Below are 16,730 nucleotides of genomic sequence, written 5' to 3' on the forward strand. Positions count from 1 at the left end.
GTCCGTTCGCCTATCGTGCACAGGGGACCCCGGTATCGCGAGCCGGGCCCGGCACGAGGCCGCAGGAGGACCCGGGTGGAGCAGGGCGCAGCGCGCGAGCGGGCGACGGAGGGACCGTCCGTGCGATTCGGCGACCCCGGCGGAGCGCGTACGGACACCGCGTACGGAGCCGTACCGGACGCGGACGGAACCGCGGCCGGCGCGTGCGAGGCCACCGTCGGCGCGTACGGGTCCCTTCCCGGCGAGGCCGTGCGCGTGCCCGAGCAGGCGCGGGGTGAGCACACCCACGGCGAGGCGCCTCTCCCCTCCTTTCCCGGCGACGGGCCGCGCGCCGTGCGGCGCCACTCCGTCCGGGGGCAGATCCTCGACGCGCTGCGCACCGCCCTCGTCGCCGGGGAGCTGCGGCCCGGCGAGGTGTACTCCGCCCCCGTCCTCGGCGAGCGCTTCGGCGTCTCCGCGACCCCGGTCCGCGAGGCCATGCAGCGCCTCGCCGTCGAGGGCGCCGTCGAGGTCGTCCCCAACCGGGGCTTCCGCGTCGTCGTCCGCACCGCCCGGGAGCTGGCCGAGCTGGCCGAGGTACGCGCCCTGATCGAGGTCCCGGTCATGCTGCGGCTCGCCCGCACCGTCCCGGCCGCCCGCTGGGCCGAGCTCCGCCCGCTCGCCGAGGCCAGCGGCGCCGCCGCCGCCCGGGGCGACCGCGCGCACTACTGGGAGACCGACCGCGCCTTCCACCGCGCGGTCCTCGCCCTCGCGGGCAACGAGCAGCTCCTCGTCATCGCCGACGACCTCCACCGCCGCTCCCAGTGGCCCCTCCTCAGCGCCCCGGTCCCGCGCCACGCGGACCTCGTCGCCGACGCCGCCGAGCACAGCGCCCTCCTCGACGCCCTGACCGCCCACGACCTCCCGGTCGTCGAGTCCCTGGTCCGCGAGCACTTCACCGGCGCCGACGGCTGAGCCGGCCCCGGCCCCGCCGGTCCCGGAAGCCGGCCCTCCCGAGGGGGCGGTCAGCGCGGCCTTCGCCTACTAAGGTCGGGGGCGACAGCCGTTCGTACCGCGTCGCCCGTGAGGTGCCCCATGCCGTCCGCGACCCCGTCCCCGGCGGACGGACGCCGACCATCCTCCAAGCCCTCGGCCTCGTACGAGCGAGGGGGCACCCCCGCCGGTACCGACCCCGGGGCCGCCGCGCTCCTCGGGTGGCTCACCGACCCCGACGCGCCCCGGCTTTGCCTGGTCACCGGCGCCCCCGGCAGCGGCAAGACCGCCCTCCTCGGCTGGCTCGCGGCCCACGCCACCCGGGCCAGGCGCGGCCGCGCCAGGACCGACCGGATCCTCGTCCCGCTCGCCGGGCAGAGCGCGCTCGGCGTGGCCTGGACGCTCGCGAACCGCCTCGGCGTGGTGGCCCGCACCCCCGCCGACCTCGGCCAGGCGCTCGCCACCAGCGAGGCCCGCCGCACCGGGCGGACCGTGCTCCTCCTCACCGACCTGCACGCCGCCGCCGAACCGGACGCCGTCGCCGACCTGCTCGCCGGGCTCGCCGAGATCGGACGGATCCGCCTCGTCGTGGAGGCCCGCACCGGCACCCGGACCCCCCGGGCCGCCCGCACCACCGTGGTCGACCTCGAAGGGGACGAGGGCCCCGGGCACCCGCCGCCCGCCCCGGCCCTCCCCGACCTCTCCGACCCGGTCGCCGTCTGCGCCGCCGACCCGCTCCTCGTCACCACCGGCTACACCACCCACTCCGCCGACGACCACGGCGGGCTCCGCGACGCGTGGCTGCGGGCCGGGCAGGCGCTGTGCGCGGCGGACGGACCCGCCGGCCGGGCGCTGGTGCTGCTCACCGCGCTCGGCGACGGCGCCGACCCCCGGCTGCGGCCCGCGCTCGCCGCGCAGGCGGCCCCGGCGCCGTGGCGGGTGCGCTGGGCCCGGCACCGGGGGGACGTCTCCCCGCCGTGGCCCGGCCCGGTCGCGGTGCTCGGCGCGACCGCCGGCGGGCCCTCGGCCGATCTCGTCCTGGTCGGCGACCGCACGGGCACCGTCCGGCTGCTGCGGGAGACCGACGCCTCCGGCGAGGGGCGGCTCGCCCACCGGGTCCAGGGCCGGATCACCGCCCTCGCGCCCACCGCCGACGGCACGGTCCTGCTGCTCGACGAGCGCGGCCGGCTGCACACCGTACGGGGCACGGCGCCCCGTCCCCCTTATCTGGAGCGGCTCACCGAGGCCGTCTCCACCACCCTGTCCCGCCACCCGGGCACGGCGCTCGCCGCCATCGCGGGCTCGGTGGTGGTGGGGGACCGGCTCGGCTCGGTCCACGCCTTCGGGGTCAACGGCCTCCACCAGGCCGCCTCGCACAGCGGCCGGGTCACCGCCGTGACCGCCGTCGAGTCCGCGACCCCCTTCGTCTGCTCGGGCGGCGCCGACGGCACCGTACGGCTCTGGACCCCCGGCCGCGCCCCGGTGCCCGAACCGCTCGCGGAGCGCCGGGCGCCGGTCGTCGCCCTGCACGCGGCGCCCGCTCCCGGCGGCCCGCTCGTCGCGGTCGCCTGGGCCGACGGCCGGGTCGAGCTGATCGCGCCGGAGGGCGGCGGACGCCGGGCCTTCCGCCCGGGGCCCGCCGTCCGCGCCGTCGCCGTCACCGCCACCGGAGCGCTCCTCGTCGGTACCGACGAGAGCCTCATCTGCCTGGAACCGCAGGGGGGATGACGGACCGTCCTGGAGGAAAACCCGGCGATTTCAGGTCACCGGAACCCGCCTACGGACGCCGTCACATGGCCGTCCGGGGCGTCAACTGCCCCGCCAGCCACGTCGGTACGCCCCCGAGGAGGCGGAACAGGCGGCGGGCCTCGGCGCGCAGCCGGCCCGCCTCCGGCTCCGTCTCCGTGTCCGCCAGCGCGGTGAGCGCCGGAGCCGTACCGACCAGATAGCCCAACTCCTCCCGGATGCGCAGCGATTCGGCGAAGCCGTGCCGGGCCTCCGCCAGTTCGCCCTCGCGCAGCGCGAGACCGGCGAGATGGCGCCAGGTGGAGGAGAGCAGCAGCGAGTCGCCCTGCGCGGTGGCTCCGGCGTGCGCGCGGCGGTACGCGGCGCGGGCGGCCTGCGGGGAGTCGCCCAGGTTCTGGGCGATCAGCCCGCGCCGGTAGTCGAGCAGCGGGCGGCCCGCCTCGGAGGGGGCGATCAGGGCGGCGGCCCGCCCCAGTGCCATCCGGGCCTCGTCGGCGCGGTCCCGGACGCCGAGGAGGGTGGAGGCGTAGGCGAGGTAGCCGCGTTCGCAGGCCGCCGCCCCGCGTTCCTCGTCGCTGCTCGCGACCGCCTCGGCGGCGCGCAGCGCCTCCTCGGCCTCGGCCCAGCCCTGTTCGGTGTAGAGGCAGCGCTCGATCAGCAGCGCGGCCCGTTCGAGCGCGGCGGCCGGTTCGTGGGCGCGGGGGGCGAGCAGCGCCGCCGCGTCGGACCAGCAGCCGCGGGAGCGGAGCCGCCATATGGCGGTCTCCACCGGAGTCTCCTTGCCGTAGGCGGGGGACGGACTTCCACCGCCCCCTGATTCGGAACCAGACATGGCGGTGTCCGCCACATTGCCCTCCCCGAGCGCGCCATCGAGCTGTTGAGTAGGACGGCATCTCAGCACGAACGGCCGCACGCGGCCAAGGGGTCGGGTGAAAAATTTCACAAAGCCGCGTGACGCGTGTGACGCCCCGCCGGGACCGGGTCCGACGGGGCGTCAGGGGGCGTTGGGGCCCGTGATCACGGCGGTGATCAGGGAGGGCGGTGGTGCGGCGGGCCGCGCCGGAGGGGCCGCGCGAGGCCCGGTCCTCACTCCTCCGGACTCAACCGAAGGAGTGAATTCCGGAACCGGTCAGCTCATCCGCAGGGCCAGGAAGAAGTCGAGCTTGTCCTCCAGGCGGGACAGGTCCCGGCCGGTGAGCTGCTCGATGCGGCCGACCCGGTAGCGCAGCGTGTTCACGTGCAGGTGCAGCCGGGTCGCGCAGCGCGTCCAGGAGCCGTCGCAGTCCAGGAACGCCTCCAGGGTCGGGATCAGCTCGGCGCGGTGGCGCCGGTCGTAGTCCCGCAGCGGGTCCAGGAGACGGGCCGTGAAGGCGCGCCGCACGTCGTCCGGGACGAAGGGCAGCAGCAGGACGTGCGAGGCCAGCTCGTGGTGGCCGGCGGCGCAGACCCGGCCGGGGCGGGCGGCGGCCACCCGGCGGGCGTGCCGGGCCTCCTCCAGGGCGCCGCGCAGGCCCTCCGCCGAGTGCACGGCGGCGCTGACGCCCAGGGTGAGCCGCCCGTCGTCGGCGAGGCCGGACGAGAGCGGAGCCCGTACCGCCGCCAGCAGGGCGTCGGCGTGCAGGCCCAGGGAGGGCGCCGGGCCGTCGTCCTCGCTCTCCGGCAGGGGTCCGGCGGCCAGCGGCACCAGCGCGATGGCCTCGTCGCCGGTGTGGGCGACCGCTATCCGGTCGGCGGACTCGGCGCCGACGGTCGCCGGGTCGACCAGGATCTCCTCCAGGAGCGCCTGGGTGACCGGGCCGGCCTCCACCGGGGCCTGCCCGCCCTCCTGGTCCCACTCGACGCGGGCCACGACGACCTGCCAGTGCGGGGCCGCGCCGAGGCCGGGCAGCAGCACCGGGGCGGCGACCCGCAGCCGGGCCGCGATCTCGGCGGGCGCGGCGCCCGTCTGCACCAGTTCGAGGACCTCCTGGGCGAGCCGGCGGCGCACCGTGCGGGCCGCGTCGCGCCGGTCGCGCTCGACGGAGATCAGCTGGGTGACGCCCTGGAGCAGGTCGAGCCGGGCGGCCGGCCAGTCCCCGGCGTCCGCCTCGACGGCCAGCAGCCAGTCGGACAGGACGGTCTCGCGGACGTCGCGGGAGGCGGGCGCGGCGGCCCGGCCGGTGTTCCGGATCGGGAAGAGCGAGTACGCGGTGCCGTGCACGTGCAGCCGGTGCGGGCCGCGCCGGCCGGTCCGGGTGGCGGCCAGGTGCTCGCCCGCCAGACCGGCCGCGAGGGCCGGGTCCAGGGGCTCCCCGGCGCCCGCGATCTGCCGTCCGGTGGGGGAGAGGACCCAGGCCCGCAGGTCCAGGTCGGAGCCGAGGAGGTCGAGTACGGCCTCCGGGCCGCCACCGGCCGGGCCGGAGGTCATCAGCCGCCGGTGCCGGTCCACGACGGCCGCCAGGTCGCCCGCCCGCTCACCGGAGACCTGTCGAACGACATGCTCGGTGATCGTCGCGAACGCAACGGATTCGTTGACCGCGAAGAGCGGCAGGCGGTGGCGCGAACACGCCTCCACGAGATCGTCGGGGATGGCGCCCAGCTCGGCCTCGCCGGCCGCGAGCGCGGCGACCCCCGCCGAGGCGAGGATCCGGGCGAAGGGCTCGGCGTCGGCCGGCTCCCGCAGCCAGGCCAGGCCGGTGAGGACCAGCTCGCCGCCGGAGAGGTACCGGCTGGGATCCTTGAGGTCCGTGGTCATCACGCCGCGGACCGAGCGGTCCAGCTCGTCCTCGCCGCCCAGCAGGCGCAGCCCGAGCGCGTCGTTCTCCAGCAGTGCGCGCAGCCGCATCGTGTGTCGCCGCCGTTCCTTCGAGTGGGTGGTGAGGTTGTCGGGTATTCGACGGTAGGGGTCGGTCAGGTGGTGCAGCCGTTTCCAGGGGGAAACGGCGAGGTGACCGTTCCCCGTCTTTCGTTCGAATCTACAAGACGTGCCGGGGCACCGGCCAACTCCTTCATGTTTTCGGTTACTGCACACGGGCCCGGCTGGCTTGTGTACTAGGCCACACACCGCGTGAACAGGACATGAACACCGAAGTCGAGGGCCGAACGTCCCCCAGGGCCCAGTCGTCCGACCCCGATCACCAGAATCACTAGAAGAGAGCCACCATGGACTTCCTTCGCCCCGCCAGCTGGGAGGAGGCGCTCGCCGCCAAGGCCGAGCACCCCACGGCCGTGCCCATCGCCGGCGGTACCGACGTCATGGTCGAGATCAACTTCGACCACCGGCGCCCCGAGTACCTGCTGGACCTGAACCGCATCGAGCTGCTGCGCGAGTGGGAGGTCGGCGAGGAGAACGTCCGACTCGGCGCTTCCGTTCCGTACACGCAGATCATGGAGAACCTGCGGACCGAGCTGCCCGGCCTGGCGCTCGCGTCCCACACGGTCGCCTCCCCCCAGATCCGCAACCGCGGCGGAGTCGGCGGCAACCTCGGCACCGCCTCGCCGGCCGGTGACGCCCACCCCGCCCTCCTCGCCGCCGGCGCCGAGGTCGAGGTCGAGTCGGTACGAGGCAGCCGCTTCATCCCGATCGACGAGTTCTACACCGGCGTGAAGCGCAACGCGCTCCAGCCCGACGAGCTCATCAAGACCGTCCACGTCAAGAAGGCGGACGGCCCCCAGCAGTACTCCAAGGTCGGCACCCGCAACGCGATGGTCATCGCCGTCTGCGCCTTCGGCCTGGCACTGCACCCGGAGACCCGGACCGTCCGCACCGGCATCGGTTCGGCCGCGCCGACCCCGATCCGCGCCAAGGAGGCCGAGAACTTCCTGAACGCGGCTCTGGAGGAGGGCGGCTTCTGGGACAACGGCAAGATCATCACCCCGTCGATCGCGAAGCAGTTCGCCGACCTCTGCTCGGGCGCCGCCAACCCGATCGACGACGTCCGTGGCACCGCCAAGTACCGCCGCCACGCCGTCGGAATCATGGCCCGCCGCCAGCTCGGCTGGACCTGGGAGCAGTACCGCGGCGCCGGCCGCACGCTTGAGGGAGCTGCATAACCATGCGCGTCAATTTCACGGTCAACGGTCGTCCGCAGGAAGCCGACGACGTCTGGGAGGGCGAGTCCCTTCTCTACGTGCTCCGCGAGCGTCTGGGCCTGCCCGGCTCCAAGAACGCGTGCGAGCAGGGTGAGTGCGGCTCCTGCACGGTCCGCCTCGACGGCGTGCCGGTCTGTTCCTGTCTGGTCGCCGCCGGCCAGGCCGAGGGCCGCGAGGTCGTCACGGTCGAGGGCCTCGCCGACTTCGCCAAGGAGCGCGCGGAGCACGCCGGCTGCGGAACCGGCGCCTGCGGCACCTCCATCGACGCCGCCAAGCGCTGGGAGGCCAAGCCCGGTCAGGACTCCCAGACCGGCGAGGGCATCGAACTCTCCCCGATCCAGCAGGCGTTCATCGACGCCGGCGCCGTGCAGTGCGGCTTCTGCACCCCCGGTCTGCTGGTCGCCGCCGACGAGATGCTGGAGCGCAACCCGTCCCCGACGGACGCGGACATCCGCGAGGCGCTCTCCGGCAACCTCTGCCGCTGCACCGGTTACGAGAAGATCCTCGACGCGGTCCGCCTGGCGGCCGCCCGTCAGGGAGAGGCGGTCTGATCATGGCTGGTACCACCACGGGCATCCCCCGCGACGTCACCCAGAACCACGTCAAGGGCGGCATCGGCGAGTCCACGCTGCGCCCCGACGGCACCCTCAAGGTCACCGGTGAGTTCGCCTACTCCTCGGACATGTGGCACGAGGACATGCTGTGGGGCCAGATCCTGCGCTCCACCGTCGCGCACGCCGAGATCGTGTCCATCGACACCTCCGAGGCCCTCGTGATGGACGGCGTCTACGCCGTCCTGACCCACGAGGACCTGCCGGCCGCGAAGAACTACGGCATGGAGTTCCAGGACACCCCGGTCCTCGCCTACGGCAAGGTCCGTCACCACGGTGAGCCGGTCGCCCTCGTGGCCGCCGACCACCCGGAGACCGCCCGCCGCGCCGCTGCCAAGATCAAGATCGAGTACCGGGAGCTCCCGGTCATCACGGACGAGGCGTCCGCCCTCGCCCCGGACGCGATCCTGGTCCACGAGAACCGCGACGACCACCACTCCGGTCACGTCCCGCACCCCAACATCGTGCACCGCCAGCCGATCATCCGCGGCAACGCCGACGAGGCCGCCCAGCGCGCCGACGTCATCGTCAAGGGCGAGTACACCTTCGGCATGCAGGACCAGGCGTTCCTCGGCCCCGAGTCCGGCCTCGCCGTACCGGCCGAGGACGGCGGCGTCGACCTGTACGTCGCCACCCAGTGGCTGCACTCGGACCTCAAGCAGATCGCCCCCTGCCTCGGCCTGCCCGAGGAGAAGGTCCGCATGACCATGGCGGGCGTCGGCGGCGCGTTCGGCGGCCGCGAGGACATCTCCATGCAGATCCTCGCGTCCATCCTCGCCCTGCGCACCGGCAAGCCGGTCAAGATGGTCTACAACCGGTACGAGTCCTTCTTCGGGCACGTCCACCGGCACCCGGCGAAGCTCTACTACGAGCACGGCGCCACCAAGGACGGCAAGCTCACGCACATGAAGTGCAAGATCGTCCTCGACGGCGGCGCCTACGCGTCGTCCACGGCGTCGGTCGTCGGCAACGCCTCCTCCCTCTCGGTCGGCCCGTACGTCATCGACGACGTCGAGATCGAGGCGATCGGCCTCTACACCAACAACCCGCCCTGCGGCGCCATGCGCGGCTTCGGCGCGGTCCAGGCGTGCTTCGCCTACGAGGCGCAGATGGACAAGCTCGCGGCCAAGCTGGGCATGGACCCGGTGGAGCTGCGCCAGCTCAACGCCATGGAGCAGGGCACGATCATGCCGACCGGCCAGGTCGTCGACTCGCCGGCCCCGGTCGCCGAGCTGCTGCGCATGGTCAAGGCCCGCCCGATGCCGCCGGAGCGCCAGTGGGAGACCGCCGGCGAGGGCGCGGACGTCCGCGCGCTGCCGGGCGGCCTGTCCAACACCTCGCACGGCGAGGGCGTCGTGCGCGGCGTCGGCTACGCGGTCGGCATCAAGAACGTCGGCTTCTCCGAGGGCTTCGACGACTACTCGACCGCCAAGATCCGTCTTGAGGTCATCAACGGCGAGCCGGTCGCGCTGGTCCACACCGCCATGGCGGAGGTCGGCCAGGGCGGCGTGACGATCCACGCGCAGATCGCCCGTACCGAGCTCGGTGTCCAGCAGGTCACCATCCACCCCGCCGACACGCAGGTGGGCTCGGCCGGTTCGACCTCCGCGGGCCGCCAGACGTACATGACCGGCGGCGCCATCAAGAACTCCTGCGCACTCGTCCGCGAGCGCGTGCTGGAGATCGGCCGGCGCAAGTTCGGCTCGTACCACCCGGCGTGGGCCAACGCCGAACTCCTCCTGGAGGGCGGCAAGGTCGTCACGGACAACGGCGAGGCTCTCGCGAGCATCGCGGACGTCCTGGAGGACCAGGCCGTGGAGATCGAGGAGGAGTGGCGGCACCGCCCCACCCAGGCGTTCGACCTCGTCACCGGCCAGGGCGACGGGCACGTCCAGTACGCCTTCGCCGCCCACCGCGCGGTGGTGGAGGTCGACACCGAGCTCGGCCTGGTCAAGGTCATCGAACTGGCCTGCGCCCAGGACGTCGGCAAGGCGCTCAACCCGCTCTCCGTGATCGGCCAGATCCAGGGTGGCACCACCCAGGGCCTGGGCGTCGCGGTGATGGAGGAGATCATCGTCGACCCGAAGACCGCGAAGGTGCGCAACCCCTCCTTCACGGACTACCTGATCCCGACCATCCTCGACACGCCGACCATCCCGGTCGACTACCTCGAGCTGGCCGACCCCAACGCGCCGTACGGCGTCCGGGGCATCGGAGAGGCCCCGACCCTGTCGTCCACCCCGGCCGTCCTCGCGGCGATCCGGGCGGCGACGGGCCTGGAGCTCAACAAGACGCCGGTCCGCCCCGAAGCGCTCACCGGCACCCTGTAGGACCCTCCGGGCGGTGCGTGCCTCCCAGGGAGCGTCACACCTTCCCAGCCCGCACCGCCCGGAGCAGTACACCCCAGCAGTGCCCCGCAGTAACCGCAGTGCCCAGAAGTACCCGCAGGACCAGCAGTAACCGCAGTACCCCGTTCGTCTCGGGCCGTCCCCCGGGTCGTGCAGCCAACGAAATATCCCAAATCCCGCAGCTTCACGTCAGCTTCCCAGTCAATGAGCTCCGAAGTCTGATGCGGGTGCCCCTTTGAACCTTGGGAGTAGGCCCCATGACCCAGTCGTCTGTGGAGCCCAAGACCGCCTCGGAAGACGCGGGCTCCGGCTCGCGCAACCCCGCCGGACGCTCTTGGCTCGACCGGTACTTTCACATCTCGGAGAGAGGATCCTCCGTCGGCACGGAGATCCGCGGTGGCGTCACCACCTTCATGGCGATGGCGTACATCCTCCTGCTCAACCCGATCCTCCTCGGAGGCCCGGACGTCGAGAAGAACGTCCTGTCCTCCTCCGCCGTCATCACGGCGACCGCCCTCGCGGCGGCGGTGACCACCCTGCTGATGGGCTTCGTCGGCAAGGTGCCGCTGGTCCTCGCGGCCGGCCTCAGCGTCTCCGGTGTGCTCGCCACCCAGGTGGTGCCCCAGATGACCTGGGCACAGGCCATGGGCATGTGCGTCGTCTACGGTCTGGTGATCTGCCTCCTGGTGGTCACCGGTCTCCGCGAGATGATCATGAACGCCATCCCGCTGCCGCTCAAGCACGGCATCACCATCGGCATCGGCCTCTTCATCGCGCTGATCGGCTTCAACAAGGCCGGCTTCGTCGGCGCCGGCCCGCAGTTCGGCCCGCCGGTCACCCTCGGCGCGGGCGGTGAGCTGGTCGGCTGGCCCGTCCTGATCTTCGCCGTCACCCTGCTCGCGATCTTCGCCCTCCAGGCCCGCAAGGTCCCGGGCGCGATCCTCATCGGCATCGTCGCCGGCACGATCATCTCGCTGATCGTCAACGCGGTCGCCGACATCCCGGCCAAGGGCGCGGGCGCCTGGGCCAACGGCTCCCCGGAGCTCAAGGGCAGCGCGGTCTCCACCCCGGACTTCTCGCTCTTCGGTGACGTCTCCTTCGGTGGCTGGGGCGACGTCGGCTACATCACGGTCGGCGTGATCGTCTTCACCCTGGTGCTCGCCGGCTTCTTCGACGCGATGGCCACCATCATCGGCGTCGGCACCGAGGCCAACCTCGCCGACGACAAGGGCCGCATGCCGGGCCTGTCCAAGGCGCTGTTCATCGACGGCGCGGGCGGCGCGATCGGCGGCGTCTCCGGCGCCTCCGGCCAGACCGTCTTCGTGGAGTCCGCCACCGGCGTCGGCGAGGGTGCCCGTACCGGCTTCTCCTCGGTCATCACCGGCCTGTTCTTCGCGGCCTGTCTCTTCTTCACCCCGATCACCCAGATCGTGCCCCGTGAGGTCGGCTCCGCCGCCCTCGTCGTCATCGGCGCGATGATGATGATGAACGCCAAGCACGTGAACTGGGGCGACAGCTCCGTCGCCATCCCGGTCTTCCTGACCGTCGTGCTGATGCCGTTCACCTACAGCATCACCCCGGGCGTCGCGGCCGGCGTCATCGCCTACGCCGTCATCAAGGTGGCGCAGGGCAAGGCCCGCGAGGTTGGCGCGTTCATGTGGTGCCTGACCGCGATCTTCATCGTGTTCTTCGCCCTTCACCCGATCGAGAGCTGGATGGGCGTCAGCTGACGCCCGACCGCCCCTCCCACACCGCCAAGGAGACCGACATGCTGGACATCGCCGAAGAGCTGCACCGGTGGGTCGAGCAGGGACGCGACTTCGCCGTGGCCACCGTGGTGGCCGTCGGCGGCAGCGCGCCCCGGCAGCCCGGCGCCGCACTCGCCGTCGACAGCGAGGGCACGGCGATCGGCTCGGTCTCCGGCGGGTGTGTGGAGGGCGCGGTGTACGAGCTGTGCCAGGCGGCCCTCGAGGACGGCAGGACCGTCGTCGAACGCTTCGGCTACAGCGACGAGGACGCCTTCGCGGTCGGCCTGACCTGCGGCGGCATCATCGACATCCTCGTCACCCCGGTCCGCGGCGGGGTCTTCCCCGCCGCGCTGGCCGCCGCCGTCTCGGGGGAGGCGGCGGCCCTCGCCCGGATCGCCTCCGGCCCCGAGGACCTGATGGGCCGGGCGCTCCTGGTCCGGCCGGACGGCTCGTACGAGGGGCGGCTCGGCGGCCACCCCGAGCTGGACCGCACCGCCGCGGCCGAGGCTCGGGCGCTGCTCGACGCGGGCCGCACGGGCACGGTGGAGATCGGTGAGGACGGGAGCAGGTGCGGGCAGCCGCTGACGCTGCTCGTGGAGTCCTCCGTGCCGGCTCCCCGCATGATCGTCTTCGGTGCCATCGACTTCGCGTCCGCGCTGGTGCGGGTCGGCAAGTTCCTCGGGTACCACGTCACCGTCTGCGACGCGCGGCCGGTGTTCGCGACCGCGCTGCGCTTTCCCGAGGCCGACGAGATCGTCGTCGCATGGCCCCATCGCTACCTGGAGTCGACGGAGGTCGACGGCCGGACCGTGCTGTGCGTGCTGACGCACGACGCGAAGTTCGACGTCCCCCTCCTCCAGGCGGCGCTCAAGCTTCCCGTCGCCTATGTCGGCGCGATGGGCTCTCGCCGGACGCACGAGGATCGCAACAAGCGGCTGCGCGAGGTCGGCGTCACGGAACTCGAGCTGGCGCGTCTGCGCTCGCCGATCGGCCTCGACCTGGGTGCCCGCACCCCGGAGGAGACGGCCCTCTCGATCGGCGCGGAGATCGTGGCCAACCGTCGAGGCGGTACCGGCGCGTCCCTCACCGGCGCCCACACCCCCATCCACCACGACGGCCCGAACCCCCCAGTAGCCGGCCACATAGGCTCAGTAGCCTGACCCGCCACTGCCGGCCGGCGCCCCCCGCGACCCCTCGGTGCGGCCCCGCGCCCGCAGGACGGCGCCCTCCGCCGCACCTGCCCGTGCGGGCCCGCGCCCGCGGGACGGCGTCCTGAGGTCGCACCCCTGGTGTGTGCCCGCGCCCACGGGCCGGCGCCCTTCGCCGCACCCCGCGTGTGCCCGCGCCGCGCTGGACGGCGCCCTTTGCCGCACCTCCGTGTGGGCATGCGTCCCGCTAGGGGCGGGACGGGTGGGCACACGGGACGGCGCCCCTTGCCGGGCCTAGGCTTCCCGCGCCTGAACCCGCACCGGATGTACGGAGCGGTACTGGTGCGGGTCCAGGCACCGGTGCGGAGGCACCCGCGAAGGGTGCCGTTCCGTTGTGCCCACCCGTTCCGCCCCAGCGGAACGATTGCCCACAACGAAACGGCGGCGGCTCGGCGCCCGCACGGGCGCGGGGGTGGGCACCGCCCTAGCGGGACGCGTGCCCACAACGAAACGGCGGCGGCCCGGCGCCCGCGCGGGCCCGGGCGCGGGGTGGGCACAGCCCTAGCGGGACGTGTGCCCACAACGCAACGGCGGCGGCCCCGCGCCCGCACGGGCGCGGGGGTGGGCACCGCCCCAGCGGAATGTATGCCCACAACGAAACGGCGGCCTGGCGCCCGCGCGGGCCCGGGCGCGGGGTGGGCACAGCCCTAGCGGAACGTATGCCCACAACGGAGCGGCGGCGGCACCCGCGCAGCGCCGGGCGCCGGGGTGGGTACCGCCCTGGCGGAACGTGTGCCGGGTAGGCCCAGGCGCGGGGGTGACTGCTACGGAGTGGTGGTCAGGGGGTTGTTCGGGGGTGGAGGGTTGCTGTCCAGGGTGGGGGGGCTTCTGGAGGGGTGGGAGGGGTTCTGCGGCCGCCTCGGGCGAAGAAGTCGGCCAGGGGGAGGCTCGCCGCGCCTACCGTCACCGCGTCCGGGCCCAACGTGCCCATCGCCAGGGTGACCCTCGCCGCGGGGTACGTCAGGGCGTACGCGCGCGCGTGCTCCTCCACCGTCGCCAGGAAGCGCGGACCCAGCAGCAGGCCCGCCCAGCCCCCGACGAGGATCCGCTCCGGCTGGAAGAGGTTGATCAGGTCGGCGAAACCGGCGCCCAGGTACTCGGCGGTCTCCTCCAGGACGGCGACCGCCGAAGGATCGGGCGCGCCCCCGTCCTCGGGCCGCGCCGCCGCCGCCATCGCCGCGAGCGCCGTCTCCTCGTCCGCGCCGGCCGGCGGGTGCCCACCCGCCTCCCGCCACCGTTCGAGCAGCGCCGAGGCCCCCGCGTACGCCTCCAGGCAGCCCTCGGCCCCGCACCGGCAGCGCCGCCCGCGGACCCGTACCTTCAGGTGGCCCCACTCCAGCGCCCGGCCGGGGCTCAGCGGATCGGTGGTCACGCAGGCGCCGACGCCGGAGCCGAAGAGGACGACGACCGCGCTGCTCGCCCCCCGCCCCGCGCCGAACCACATCTCGGCCTGACCGAGCGTCTTCGCGCCGTTGTCGATCCGGTACGGCACCTCCGCCGGCAGGTCGACCGCCTCGCGCAGCAGCCGCTCCAGCGGCACCGCGTCCCAGCCGATGGTCTGCCCGTGCACCAGGGCGCCCCCCTCGGCGGGGTGCTCCACGATGCCGGGGACGCCGATGCCGACGCCCAGCAGCTCCTCGGCGGGGACCTCCGCCGTGCGCAGCACCTCGGCGATGCCCTCGCGGATGTGCTCGACGACGACCCCGACCTCGTACCGCTCGCTCCCCTCGACCGAGGGGGACAACGGGCGTTCGGCGCGGGCGAGTTCGGTGAGCGTGAGGTCGAAGAGCTCGACCCGGACCCGGGTCTCGCCCACGTCCACGCCGATCATGCGCCCGCTGGCGGGCGCGACGCGCAGCAGGATCCGGGGGCGGCCGCCGGCCGAGTCGACGCTGCCGGCCTCCTCGACGAGCCCCTCGGCGACCAGCTCCGCGACCACGTTGCTGACCGAGCCGGAGCTGAGCCCGGTGGCGGGGCCGAGCGAGAAGCGGCTCATGGGACCGTCGAAGTAGAGCCGCCGGAGGACCGCGGTGCGGTTCTCGCGCCGCAGGTCCCGCACGGTCCGGCCGTTCGGTCTGGTCACTGGGGCCCCTCGCGGTAGTGGTCCAACGGACGGAGGTGGGTCATTCCGGGGCCGCCTCAGGCCCGGCGCAGTCCGCTGAGCAGCAGCTCGGCCAGCTGGTCGTACGCCTCGGCGTCCGCGAGGCCGGTGGCGGCGGCCACCTGGCGGCGCTGGATGCGGACCATCACGGAGGCGATGACGTCGGCGGCGAAGGCCACGTGGACCTCCCGGAAGACGCCGGCGGTGACGCCCTCCTCGATGAGCTGCTGCACCCGGCCGGCGGCGGCGCGGGTGTTCCGCTCGTACACCTCTGCGGCCGGTTCGAAGGCGGCGACGTCGTCGAAGAACTGCGGGGAGACCGGCGCCAGCTCGGCGGAGACGGCCCGCAGATAGGCGGCGAGCCGTTCGGCGGGCCCGCTCGCGGCGGCCAGGACGGCCTCGACGCGTGCCGTGGCGCGCCGGAAGAAGTGCACGACGGCCGCTCTGACCAGCTGCTCCTTGCTGCCGGCCAGGCCGTACAGGGTGCGCTTGGAGCAGTGCAGCCGGGCGGCGAGGTCGTCGAGGGTCAGCCGGGCGAAGCCCTCGCCGACGAGCAGGGCGACCAGTTCCTCGAAGAGCGCGGAGCGGCGTGCCGCTCCGCGGCCCGTGAGCTTCGGGGCGTCGGCGGCGGAGGTCTCGATCACCCGAACAGTATGCCGGGCCGTGAGGTCGGAGGGGTGGCGTCCGACGACACGTGCGCTATTTTTAGCGGTACTGGAGTACCAGCCCGAGTACCACTTTGCGCGCCGATGGAGTCGCCATGGATGTCGACCGCCTGCTTCCCACCCCCGAGGCGGCGGACCTCATCGCCCTCACCCGCGAGATCGCCGACAACGAGCTCTCTCCGCGGGTGGACGCACACGAGGCCGCCGAGACCTATCCCGAGGGTCTCTTCGCCACGCTCGGCCGGGCCGGCCTGCTCGGCCTCGCCTACCCCGAGGAGTACGGCGGCGGAGGCCAGCCGTACGAGGTCTACCTCCAGGTCCTGGAGGAGCTGGCCGCCCGCTGGGCCGCCGTCGCGGTCGCCACCAGCGTCCACACGCTGGCCTGCCACCCGCTGTACGCCTTCGGCACCGAGGCGCAGAAGGAGCGCTGGCTCCCCGCGATGCTGGAGGGCCGCCTCGTCGGCGGCTACAGCCTCTCCGAGCCGCAGGCCGGCTCGGACGCCGCCGCCCTCTCCTGCAAGGCGGAGCGCCAGGAGGACGGCAGCGGCTACCGGATCACCGGCACCAAGGCGTGGATCACCCACGGCGGCAAGGCCGGCTTCTACTCGCTCTTCGCCCGCACCGCCCCCGGCGGCCACGGCGTCTCCTGCTTCCTCGCCCCCGGCACCGCCGACGGCCTCTCCTTCGGCGCCCCCGAGCGCAAGATGGGCCTCCAGGCGGTCCCCACCACCTCCGCCTACTGGGACGGCGCCCTCATCGAGGAGGACCGGCTCATCGGCACCGAGGGCCAGGGCCTCCAGATCGCCTTCAGCGCCCTCGACAACGGCCGCCTCGGCATCGCCGCCTGCGCCACCGGTCTCGCCCAGGCCGCCCTGGACGCCGCCGTCGACTACGCCAACGAGCGCACCACCTTCGGCCGCCGGATCGTCGACCACCAGGGCCTCGGCTTCCTCCTCGCCGACATGGCCGCCGCCGTCGACGCCGCCCGCGCCACCTACCTCGACGCCGCCCGCCGCCGCGACCTCGGCCGCCCCTTCAGCCGCCAGGCCAGCGCGGCGAAGCTCATCGCCACGGACACGGCCATGAAGGTCACCACCGACGCCGTCCAGGTCCTCGGCGGCTACGGCTACACCCGCGACTTCCCGGTCGAGCGCTACATGCGCGAAGCGAAGATCATGCAGATCTTCGAAGGCACGAACCAGATCCAGCGCCTGGTCATCAGCCGGGGGCTGGCGCGCCCGGAGAAGTAGGGGTCGGTCG

General features: G+C 73.8%; 12 protein-coding genes. 8 read left to right on the forward strand and 4 right to left on the reverse strand.

The features are described from left to right. Positions 1–75: 75 nt before the first annotated feature. The gene (locus tag ACFXMG_RS19600; RefSeq protein ID WP_383821341.1) at positions 76–954 is read left to right on the forward strand and encodes a GntR family transcriptional regulator; all 879 of its coding nucleotides are present in this window, start codon (positions 76–78) and stop codon (positions 952–954) included. Between the two features lie 120 nt (positions 955–1,074). Continuing rightward, positions 1,075–2,700, forward strand: a complete 1,626-nt coding sequence (locus tag ACFXMG_RS19605; protein ID WP_383821343.1) for a WD40 repeat domain-containing protein — start codon at positions 1,075–1,077, stop codon at positions 2,698–2,700. A gap of 61 nt (positions 2,701–2,761) precedes the next feature. On the opposite strand, the gene ACFXMG_RS19610 is transcribed toward ACFXMG_RS19605, so the two are convergent. Both ACFXMG_RS19610 and ACFXMG_RS19615 read right to left on the reverse strand, forming a co-directional pair. Further along, positions 2,762–3,565 carry a hypothetical protein gene (locus ACFXMG_RS19610; RefSeq protein ID WP_383821345.1) on the reverse strand — a complete coding sequence of 268 codons (804 nt, stop codon included), beginning with the start codon at positions 3,563–3,565 and terminating at the stop codon, positions 2,762–2,764. Between the two features lie 282 nt (positions 3,566–3,847). Further along, positions 3,848–5,542 (reverse strand): PucR family transcriptional regulator, encoded by a 1,695-nt coding sequence (locus tag ACFXMG_RS19615; protein ID WP_383821348.1) that lies wholly within the window; start codon positions 5,540–5,542, stop codon positions 3,848–3,850. A gap of 317 nt (positions 5,543–5,859) precedes the next feature. Between ACFXMG_RS19615 and ACFXMG_RS19620 the strand changes: the two genes are divergently transcribed. From ACFXMG_RS19620 to ACFXMG_RS19640, 5 genes are all read left to right on the forward strand, one after another. After that, on the forward strand, positions 5,860–6,750 hold the full coding sequence (locus ACFXMG_RS19620; RefSeq protein WP_383821351.1) for an FAD binding domain-containing protein: 891 nt from the start codon (positions 5,860–5,862) through the stop codon (positions 6,748–6,750). A gap of 2 nt (positions 6,751–6,752) precedes the next feature. Continuing rightward, positions 6,753–7,340: a (2Fe-2S)-binding protein gene (locus ACFXMG_RS19625; protein ID WP_383821353.1), complete on the forward strand. Its 588-nt coding sequence runs from the start codon at positions 6,753–6,755 to the stop codon at positions 7,338–7,340. A gap of 2 nt (positions 7,341–7,342) precedes the next feature. Further along, the gene (gene pucD / locus ACFXMG_RS19630; RefSeq protein ID WP_383821356.1) at positions 7,343–9,730 is read left to right on the forward strand and encodes a xanthine dehydrogenase subunit D; all 2,388 of its coding nucleotides are present in this window, start codon (positions 7,343–7,345) and stop codon (positions 9,728–9,730) included. A 275-nt stretch (positions 9,731–10,005) separates the two neighbouring features. Then, positions 10,006–11,478: an NCS2 family permease gene (locus tag ACFXMG_RS19635; protein ID WP_383821358.1), complete on the forward strand. Its 1,473-nt coding sequence runs from the start codon at positions 10,006–10,008 to the stop codon at positions 11,476–11,478. A 38-nt stretch (positions 11,479–11,516) separates the two neighbouring features. After that, complete coding sequence (locus ACFXMG_RS19640; protein ID WP_383821361.1) at positions 11,517–12,656, forward strand: XdhC family protein; 1,140 nt, start codon at positions 11,517–11,519, stop codon at positions 12,654–12,656. An 826-nt stretch (positions 12,657–13,482) separates the two neighbouring features. Here ACFXMG_RS19640 and ACFXMG_RS19645 read toward each other — a convergent pair. Together ACFXMG_RS19645 and ACFXMG_RS19650 are read right to left on the reverse strand one after the other, a co-directional pair. Continuing rightward, complete coding sequence (locus ACFXMG_RS19645) at positions 13,483–14,787, reverse strand: ROK family protein (protein ID WP_383829113.1); 1,305 nt, start codon at positions 14,785–14,787, stop codon at positions 13,483–13,485. 56 nt (positions 14,788–14,843) lie between these two features. After that, on the reverse strand, positions 14,844–15,449 hold the full coding sequence (locus ACFXMG_RS19650) for a TetR/AcrR family transcriptional regulator (RefSeq protein WP_383829115.1): 606 nt from the start codon (positions 15,447–15,449) through the stop codon (positions 14,844–14,846). Between the two features lie 116 nt (positions 15,450–15,565). Between ACFXMG_RS19650 and ACFXMG_RS19655 the strand changes: the two genes are divergently transcribed. Continuing rightward, positions 15,566–16,720, forward strand: a complete 1,155-nt coding sequence (locus ACFXMG_RS19655) for an acyl-CoA dehydrogenase family protein (protein WP_383829117.1) — start codon at positions 15,566–15,568, stop codon at positions 16,718–16,720. Positions 16,721–16,730 lie beyond the last annotated feature (10 nt).

The sequence above is a fragment of the Streptomyces sp. NPDC059201 genome, assembly GCF_042754585.1.
In the GTDB taxonomy this organism is placed as follows: domain Bacteria; phylum Actinomycetota; class Actinomycetes; order Streptomycetales; family Streptomycetaceae; genus Streptomyces.